The organism is Paenibacillus sp. 7541 (genome assembly GCF_002276395.1).
In the GTDB taxonomy this organism is placed as follows: Bacteria; Bacillota; Bacilli; order Paenibacillales; family Paenibacillaceae; genus Paenibacillus_AQ; species Paenibacillus_AQ campinasensis.
Genome location: NZ_NQLZ01000029.1, coordinates 133842 through 142297, shown reverse-complemented (window position 1 = coordinate 142297; position 8456 = coordinate 133842). Strand labels below are relative to the sequence as shown.

Below are 8456 nucleotides of genomic sequence, written 5' to 3'. Positions count from 1 at the left end.
GACAATCTGAAGACAGCCGCGGCTGTCTTTTTTTTATTCACCGATAAGCGGCGGCAGCCCTCTTCTTCATGAATGAAAACTGCCCGCCTTCTGAATCCGATCAACAATGTGCTCTGCGGTCTTCTCCCCGTTCGCAATGCAATCCGGAATGCCTACCCCATAGTAGGAGCAGCCAGCCAGAATGACATTGGGATACCGTTCTGCCACCTTATGCTCCAGCGCTTCCACCACCTGCCGATGCTTCAGGTGATAATTCGGCATATTGTTATGCCATTTCGTGACCTCGGCCGCAATCGGCTCGGCCGTAATCCCGATGCTGCGCCTTACGTCCTCCATCGCAATCTCTTTCAATTCTTCGTCCGAGCGCCCGATCAAGTCCTCATAATGCGGGTTCGAGCTTTTGTAAAACAGTCTCAGCAGCAGGTGCCGCTGACCGGACGTGTGCGCCCATTTCCGGCTTGTCCAGGTACAGGCGTCACATCGTACGTCCGAATCCTTGCCCGCTATAAATCCTGTGCCATCATAGGCTAATTGTCGATCTTCAATATCATAGCCCATATAGACGCTGATGAGCGACTTCGTGGCGAGCTGATCAAAATCGCTTAATTCCGGGTCTGTGAGCAGCTGCTTTGCCGCCTCAGCCGGCGTGCTGAGCACCACATAATCGGCTTCCAGTCGTTCACCGCTGCTAAGCGTAATCTCGTACCGCTCGCCAGCTCGGGTCAGCTTCTCGGCAGCGACGCCTTTGCGAATGTCTGTGTCGGACAAGTGCGCCTCCATCGTATCCAGCAGGACCGACATTCCGTTATGAAAGGAGATGAATTTTTTGGAGCCATTGCCCAAAAACTTCTGTTTGTTCTCCGCAAGCCCGCCCATGATGCTGCCATACGTATTTTTATAATCCAGCAGGTATGGAAATGTCGAGGCAATGGTCAGCTCATGAAGCTCCCCCGAATACACGCCGGACACAACCGGAGCAATCTGGCGCTCCACAAGCTCCTTGCCGAGAAACGCCTCCAGAAACTGCCCCAGGGAATCCCGCTCGGTAAAACGGTCGTTCGGGGTGTAGTAATCCTTGAGCGCCTCCACCTTGCCCTCGGCTGACACCAGCTCGCTCTCGGCTAGTGCTTGCAGACTTAGCGGAATGCCAAACACGCTCTCCTCCGGAATCTTCTTCAACCCGTCCCGGGTGTAGATATACGATGTTCCCGTCGCATTGTAGGCAACCTGATCCGTCAGTCCCAGTTCCTCCAGCAGCGGAGCCACATTGGACTTCCGGGCAACGATGGAATCGGCTCCCGTCTCCATAATGAATTCGCTGTCGCGCAGAGTTCGTATTTTGCCTCCGAGCGTATCGCCTGCTTCGATAAGAATGAGCCGCGTGTCCGGATGGGACGGCTTCAACGCTTTATGCAGATAATATAATGTAGAGAGGCCGGTAATGCCTCCGCCAATAATAACGATTGTCTTCACGCCATATACACCTCGATATGTAGGTTCGATCTTCCATCATACACGATACTTGCATTGTTCCCATCTTATAAGTATACCATAGGGCGCGTCTTCCCCAAGCCCGCCATTCCTTCAATTATGTGAACGCTGCCGCTGCATCGCCCTAGTCCGCATCATCGCCCAGCTGATATTCCCCAGCTGCCAGGTGGCCTGACGAATGCCTCTTTCCCGCCGTGAATAAAGAAAAGCTCTGCGAACAGGTTCGCAGAGCTTATACAGTGGGAAGCGTTGTATCCTTCGCTTGCCAACTACGCTATCGATGGTTGTCTCACGAAATAAGTCCGGCTGTCCCTTCCTTATTTCTCTCTTGATGGTCCATGGGTATCAGCATCCTTTCGGTTCCACTAACGCCAAAACGTCATTGATCCGTATTGGAGATGATGGTTTCGCTTCCCACTTGTCATATATATACCCTCACCGGTTATGATGAAACACCCTCATGCAAGATACAATCCCGCTTTAATCCCGTCCGAGCACTTCAAGCAGCGCTGGCGGGAGACTGAACTTCTGGTTGTTAATCGTAATGCTCCGCAGCTCTTCCAGCACATCTTCAGTCTCCGCATCTTTGATCGCCTGAACCTCATGGTTCAACCGCTCCATCTGCCGGTCCAGCGCATTCGCGGAATCTGCCGCCAGCTTCAGCTCTTTCAGCAGACGCTCGGGCACATCTTTATTGTATTTGTAGAAAATTTTATGCTCCAGACTTGCCCAGAAATCCATCGCAATGGTGCGGATCTGAACTTCCACACAAACCTTCTCCAGCCGATCGGAGAAAAATACCGGCACCTCCACCAGCAAATGCAGACTCTGGTACCCGTTTGGCTTCGGATTTTGAATATAATCCTTCACGTTCAGCACCGTCAAATCACTCTGGTTCTGCAGCATGTCACTGATTTTATAAATATCGGATATGAAGGAGCACGTGATGCGCATCCCTGCAATATCCTTAATGTTCTCTTCAATCGAGGTCAGGGAGATGTTGCCCCCTTTGCGGATCAGCTTCTTCATAATGCTTTCCGGCGATTTGAGCCGGGTCTTCGTATGTTCGATCGGACTGTAATCATGAAGCGCTTGAAACTCTTCCTTCAAAATTTCAACCTTCGTCTCGATTTCATCCAATGCGAATTTATATTTCATCATAAATCGCGTGATTTCATTTCGGATCATTTTGATTTGCTCGAGCTGCTGATTGGTCATCGCAAAACTTCCTTTCGATTATCGGGCTAAAATGCGATTCTAAATAAGTCCCTTCCTAATTGTAGTTGATTCCAATGGCCCATCGCAACTTTACCCAGGACGCCCGGCCCCTGGCCACAACAAAAAGCCCGCACCCTACGAATTATAGGCACAGGCTTATATGTCTGCCTTCAGTCATGCGATACATGCTTCATATCGAAGCCTTCTGCATTCGGCAACAGGCGGCAGCACTAAATATCGGAACGATCTGATCCTTCTACATACGGCTGTAGCGGCTGCGCAGCTCTGCAATCCTGGCGTGGATGCGAACCGGAATCTCTTGCCGAAGCGCATCCCATGTTGTGAAGCTGGCAGGGTCCAGTTCATAGGCCTTGAACTCATATGTCGGCGTGAAAGCACAGGACTGGAGATACGCTCGTACCCAGCCATCGATTTCATCATTCGTGGAGAAGTCCTCCGCAAACATGTCGTTGACGAGCAGCCCATCGTTGCCCGCCAGCGTGGTGCAAGCCGCGTCCGCCTGCGGCAGCAGCTCGAACAGCTCCGGAATCGGGGAGAAGGCATGTTTTCCAGGCTGTGAATACAGCTTGACCTGAGTCTCGCCGATCAGATTGCTTCGGTCTTTGCGCAGCCCCTTCAGCACGGCTCCGTGATTGCTCACCTCACAATCCAGCACGCTTCCGTCCTGGCCTACATAGACCCATACATGCTCCAGTTCATACAGATGCCCGATCTCATAGTCCCACCATATGGCATACTCCACGATGTAACCAATATCCGGCTCCCGGAAATCGAACGAGCGACGGAAGGACGGCGAAGGTCCCGGCTCGTACAGCACCGTGATGGCCACCTTGTCCGGATAAAACGGCTCCTTCAGATCAAACATGAGCAGCGGCGCGTATTTCTGCGCGATCGCCGGCACATCCTCAAGCTTCATATTCCCTACCCCATCCCTATTATCATTGATAGATGATATCCGTCCTATGCTTCCATCTTCCAGCTGCCAGCTGCCCGCACCGCGCAGGCCGCCGCATAATGAAACAGCCAGCGCCCGGAGCTTTCGCTCTACGGGACGCTGACTCGCAAGATGCTGCCATCGATTTAGCAGAAACGATCCGGAAACTAAGAAACCTTTTGCCCCGGCAGCTTGCTCTCGATCTGGTCTATGATATCGAGCAATCCCATCGGTTCATGAATGATGTAATCCGGCACCTCGGCCTCATCGGCAGGCGTCTTCGGATAACGAGGGGACCAGTCAATGAACACACTCGCGATGCCAAGCTGCTTCGCCCCCCGAACATCCCGGCTTAAATTGTTGCCCACCATCACGATGCGGCCATAGTCTTCCGGGCCAAGATCCATCGCGCCTACCGCCGCCTTGAACATGCGCGGGCTCGGTTTCTCGGCTTTAATCGTCTCGGAATAGATCAGCGCTTCGAACAGATCATATAGATCATGCTGCTGCAGCAAATTTTTAAACGACTGCGCTCTGCCGTCGGCAACAAGCGCCAGCCGATAACCTCGCTGTACCAGCGTCTTCACCATCGTATCCGCCCCGGGGATCAGTTCTCCGCGGATGACCACGCCTTCTTCATCAAAAACTTCCGTCCCCTGATCAATAAGCGTATCACCGCAATCCAAAAAAACAATCAATTCTCTCTCGCTTGTCTCCACTGGCATAAGTCCGTCCACCTTTCTGTCGATACATCATTCATTAAACCCTGTCTATGTTCGGGGAACGTTAGCTGCGCGTTAAACCTGCATGAAGATTTCCTGCACTGCCTATTCGAGCAGCGCAGCTATCGCCTTGAGTTCCCCGAGCGCCTGCCTCTCCATCTCCAACACCCGGTTTATCCTCTGCATAGCCTCAAGCGACACTTCTTCTCCATTCGGCTGACCGCCATCCGGGAAAGGAAACATCGCGTGCAGCGCATTCCACTCGACAAGCATATCGCTGTAGAGCATTCGAGCGTTTCCGAAGCGTGTAGTCAGCTCTTGATGCTGCACATCCTCCTCCGGCCATGCCGCCATAAGCTCGGCAAAAAATTCCGCCGCATAATAGCGAGCATCCCGGATAACCGCGATATTGAATGCATGGCCATTCGGCTCCACCTTACGTGCCATCAGCGATTCCGCCCAAGCCTGATAGGCATCCAGGCCTCGCACAGCCGTCGAAATCACGCTTTCCCTCCCTTCATAGAGCTCGATAGCCGTTTCTAGCGCCCGCTGAAGCTGCTGCCGCAGTGTCAGATCAGCGGAGCCTTCAATCGCCAGCACAAAAATCTCCTCCAGCACACTGCGGCCCAGATGATCGTAAGGCAGCGTATCCACCCTGCCGCACGCTTCAGCATATAACACCCTGTCTTCATCATCATAACCGAAAATGACACCGAATTCAGGAAAAAATAGGTCCCAGGCCAGCACGGGATATCCGCGATTTAACGAACTGTGAATCAGGTCCAGCGCTTGGGGCAGCGTCTGATGAATGCTGCGCTTGCTCATGGCAGACTGATCCTTCAAATCTGCAGGCATTAAATTGGTGTTCGGTCCGATCTGCTCAGACATCCCCTCCACGTACCTGGCTTGGATTCCGAGGTTGTGCAAGCCTCGCGGCAGCCCGTCGGTGAACTTATAGGCCGTCGGCCCGGCGATATGGACTTCCCCCGGAATGATATTTATCCGGAATGCATGTCCTGTAAGCCCCATCACCATCGGTAGGGATAATTTACGGTCAGTAAACTGCAGCAATTTGTAAGTTGCATCGGCAGCCGATGTCCATGTTCTCGTTTCCCGCAATGCCCCTTCATAAGGCAAAATCTTTTTAGCCATCATCCCCAAATCCCTTCTCGTTTTAATATAGGTGTCAACCGTCACGCGAAGGTTTTCCTGGACTACCTTTTTCCGCGATCTTGAAAGGATTTGATACACGTTGGATGAAGACAGATTGAACAGCCTTGCGATCTCCGCAGGGGAGAGCTGGTCGAAGAAATGCGACTCGAAGATGGCCCGCTCCCGAGGCTTCAAGCATTGGATAATATCGGTTAGCACGCGCAGCGTTTCATGCTTGATCAAGCGCTCCTCCGGCACATTTTCATGCTGAACCGCTTCATGGGCCGACCGGTTAAGCCTCCGAAGAATACCGTCTATATCCCCCGGGTCCGGAAGCGTCCCCTCTGCATGAAGGGCTCCGACTTCGGTGAACGTCTTCTCCTGTTGAAACGGCTTTGCCTTAAGCCGGGTGTAGGCCTGATTGCGAACAATGCGATGCACCCAGGGCAGAAATCGCGCGGGATCGACCAGCTTGCCCAGATGCATGAACGCCCGAATCAACGCATCCTGCACGATGTCCTCTGCCAAATAAGCCTCGCGGGTGATCGATCTGGCATAGCCGTACACCTCGGCGCGGTGGCGGCGCACAAGCTCGCCGAACGCCGCCCTTTCTCCGCGCTGTGCATGCTGAACCAGCTCATCGTCTTCCATCTCTTCCCAGCGCTCTGGGCCGTATACCATCTCTTCCAAATGTCCAAACCCTCTTTCATTTGATTGACTGTTTATAGGACTTCAGAAACGTCTGCTTTCTGACAAAAAAACGTAAAACTTATGCGACGATATTCGAAATTCATGCTTGACATGATCGCGCCTCAGAGGCGAAGAGGAAGTGAGAGGGACTGGAGAAGCAATGCGTTCACCTTTGTCCCCGGATCTCAACCGATGAAGAGTGAGTCACAAGAAATTTGGGGGCAACCGCGATCGGGAATCCCCTTATTCCCCGCGACGGCACACTTCACTAGAAGGCATGCACGGAGGTTATATTGAGTCAAATATTTCACATTTTTTTGGGGGTGATGGGTTGGACACAGCCGTTCATTAATGCGACAATATAGATTGTATGACTACATCTTAACTAGCAAGTAAAGCGCGTCCGCGTAACTGGAAAGGAACGAAAGCATGGCTCAATTATTTTACAAGTACGGAACCATGAACAGCGGCAAATCGATTGAAATTTTGAAAGTTGCCCACAACTATGAAGAGCAGAATAAACCTGTGCTGCTGTTCACTTCGGCCCTGGATGACCGGGATGCGGTCGGCTATATCTCCTCCCGCATCGGTTTTCGCAGAGAAGCAATCCCCATTTCGAATGACACGGACATTTTCTCGATCGTTAACAATCATACACCGAAAGTGTACTGCGTGCTCGTGGATGAATGCCAGTTCCTGGAGAAGGACAGCATCCTTCAACTGGTTCGGATCGTCGACGAGCTGGACATTCCGGTCATGGGTTTTGGACTGAAGAATGATTTTCGCAACGAGCTGTTTGAAGGCAGCCGCTGGATGCTCATTTATGCGGATAAAATCGAGGAAATGAAGACGATCTGCTGGTTCTGTGAGCGCAAGGCAACCATGAATCTCCGGGTGCTGGACGGTAAACCTGTCTATACCGGTGAACAAATTCTTATTGGCGGCAACGACACCTACTACCCGGTCTGCCGCAAATGCCATACCAATCCTCCTTTATAGGCAGCAGACATCATCGACACAAAAACGAAGTGCCACCCTATTCCTTCGGAAAGGAGCTGAGCAGCATATGCCCATTGTCAGGCCGCTTGTAACAGACCTGGACTTTCAAGAGGTGATGGATCGCAAGATCCCGATCCGGATTTTCCGGGACAACCATCTCATCGAAGCAGGAAGCCTGGTCATCCGGTTTACGGATGAAACGATCATTACCCAATAGAGAGTCAGCTCCCTTGGCTACTACAGCCGCGAGGAGTGCGAATTTTTTGAAATTCGAAAATGACCGCTGAACCCAAAACAAGGGCGCCTCACCATGAATGGCAGGGCACCCTTGTCTTTGCGTGTTAATGAATGCTTGATTTCTCCATACTCCCTCCCAGAACGTCCGCCACATTCTGAATGGATATAAAGGCATTTTTATCAATTTCCTGCACAACCGTCTTCAGCTTCGCCACCTCAAGCCGCGTCACCACACAATAAATGATCTGTGTCTCTTCCTGCGAATAACCTCCCTTGCCATACATCAAGGTGGTGCTTCGGCCCAGACGCTCCATGATGGCATTTGAGATTTCCTCGTATTCGCTGGATATAATCGTTACCGATTTGGACTCTTCCAAACCTTCAACCACAATATCCATCACTTTCGCAGCTATGTAATAAGCAAAAATTGAGTACATCGCCGAATCCGCGCCAAACACAAAACCGGCCGTAACAAAAATGAAGATGTTGATGAACATGATGATTTGGCCAACCGGCAACCGCAGTTTCTTGGACAGCAGAATCGCCACGATTTCCGAACCGTCAAGCGCGCCTCCATACCGGATCACAAGCCCCACACCTAACCCGAGCACAAGACCGCCGAACAGCACCGCAAGAATCTTTTCATGCGTAAACGGCTCGACATGATGCAAAAAGGCAGTTGTTACCGACAGAACCGCAATGCCATACAGCGTGGAGATGGCAAACGTTTTGCCAATCTGCTTGTACCCGATAAACAGAAACGGCAAGTTGAGCAGAAACAGGAACAGACCGAGTTTCCACGCCGTCACTTCCGAAAGAACAATGGATATGCCTGTGATGCCGCCGTCAATGATCGCGTTGGGCACGAGGAAAATTTCCAGCGCCACGGCCATCAGCACGGCTCCGATCGTAATAAAGATAAACCGTTTTAAAATTTCGCCCCAAGACATTTTTTTATGTTGTTTGACCATGCACCGAACTCCTTCTGTATC

Annotated in this window: 7 protein-coding genes and 1 pseudogene; 2 read left to right on the top strand and 6 right to left on the bottom strand. The window is 51.7% G+C overall.

Annotation, left to right across the window (positions count from 1 at the left end):
* Positions 1-66: 66 nt before the first annotated feature.
* From CHH75_RS18145 to CHH75_RS18125, 5 genes are all read right to left on the bottom strand, one after another.
* The gene (locus CHH75_RS18145) at positions 67-1473 is read right to left on the bottom strand and encodes a protoporphyrinogen oxidase (RefSeq protein ID WP_095398845.1); all 1407 of its coding nucleotides are present in this window, start codon (positions 1471-1473) and stop codon (positions 67-69) included.
* A 498-nt stretch (positions 1474-1971) separates the two neighbouring features.
* Positions 1972-2709, bottom strand: coding sequence for a GTP pyrophosphokinase (locus CHH75_RS18140; protein ID WP_095266310.1), 738 nt, complete (start codon positions 2707-2709; stop codon positions 1972-1974).
* Between the two features lie 256 nt (positions 2710-2965).
* Positions 2966-3646, bottom strand: coding sequence for a hypothetical protein (locus CHH75_RS18135; RefSeq protein WP_095266309.1), 681 nt, complete (start codon positions 3644-3646; stop codon positions 2966-2968).
* A gap of 185 nt (positions 3647-3831) precedes the next feature.
* Positions 3832-4389, bottom strand: a complete 558-nt coding sequence (locus tag CHH75_RS18130) for an HAD family hydrolase (protein ID WP_095266308.1) — start codon at positions 4387-4389, stop codon at positions 3832-3834.
* 102 nt (positions 4390-4491) lie between these two features.
* Complete coding sequence (locus CHH75_RS18125) at positions 4492-6219, bottom strand: RNA polymerase sigma factor (RefSeq protein ID WP_095266316.1); 1728 nt, start codon at positions 6217-6219, stop codon at positions 4492-4494.
* A 438-nt stretch (positions 6220-6657) separates the two neighbouring features.
* On the opposite strand from CHH75_RS18125, the gene CHH75_RS18120 reads away from it, so the two are divergent.
* Both CHH75_RS18120 and CHH75_RS18115 read left to right on the top strand, forming a co-directional pair.
* Positions 6658-7227, top strand: a complete 570-nt coding sequence (locus CHH75_RS18120) for a thymidine kinase (protein ID WP_095266307.1) — start codon at positions 6658-6660, stop codon at positions 7225-7227.
* 67 nt (positions 7228-7294) lie between these two features.
* Positions 7295-7507 (top strand): annotated as a pseudogene (locus CHH75_RS18115) (hypothetical protein).
* A 61-nt stretch (positions 7508-7568) separates the two neighbouring features.
* On the opposite strand, the gene CHH75_RS18110 reads toward CHH75_RS18115, so the two are convergent.
* Positions 7569-8435 (bottom strand): YitT family protein, encoded by an 867-nt coding sequence (locus CHH75_RS18110; protein WP_095398844.1) that lies wholly within the window; start codon positions 8433-8435, stop codon positions 7569-7571.
* Positions 8436-8456 lie beyond the last annotated feature (21 nt).

Excerpts from the sequence above, each read along its gene's own strand:
- CHH75_RS18140 (WP_095266310.1), bottom strand. The coding sequence starts at position 2,709 with ATGACCAATCAGCAGCTCGAGCAAATCAAAATGATCCGAAATGAAATC.
- CHH75_RS18135 (WP_095266309.1), bottom strand. The coding sequence starts at position 3,646 with ATGAAGCTTGAGGATGTGCCGGCGATCGCGCAGAAATACGCGCCGCTG.
- CHH75_RS18130 (WP_095266308.1), bottom strand. The coding sequence starts at position 4,389 with ATGCCAGTGGAGACAAGCGAGAGAGAATTGATTGTTTTTTTGGATTGC.
- CHH75_RS18125 (WP_095266316.1), bottom strand. The coding sequence starts at position 6,219 with ATGGTATACGGCCCAGAGCGCTGGGAAGAGATGGAAGACGATGAGCTG.
- CHH75_RS18120 (WP_095266307.1), top strand. The coding sequence starts at position 6,658 with ATGGCTCAATTATTTTACAAGTACGGAACCATGAACAGCGGCAAATCG.
- CHH75_RS18110 (WP_095398844.1), bottom strand. The coding sequence starts at position 8,435 with ATGGTCAAACAACATAAAAAAATGTCTTGGGGCGAAATTTTAAAACGG.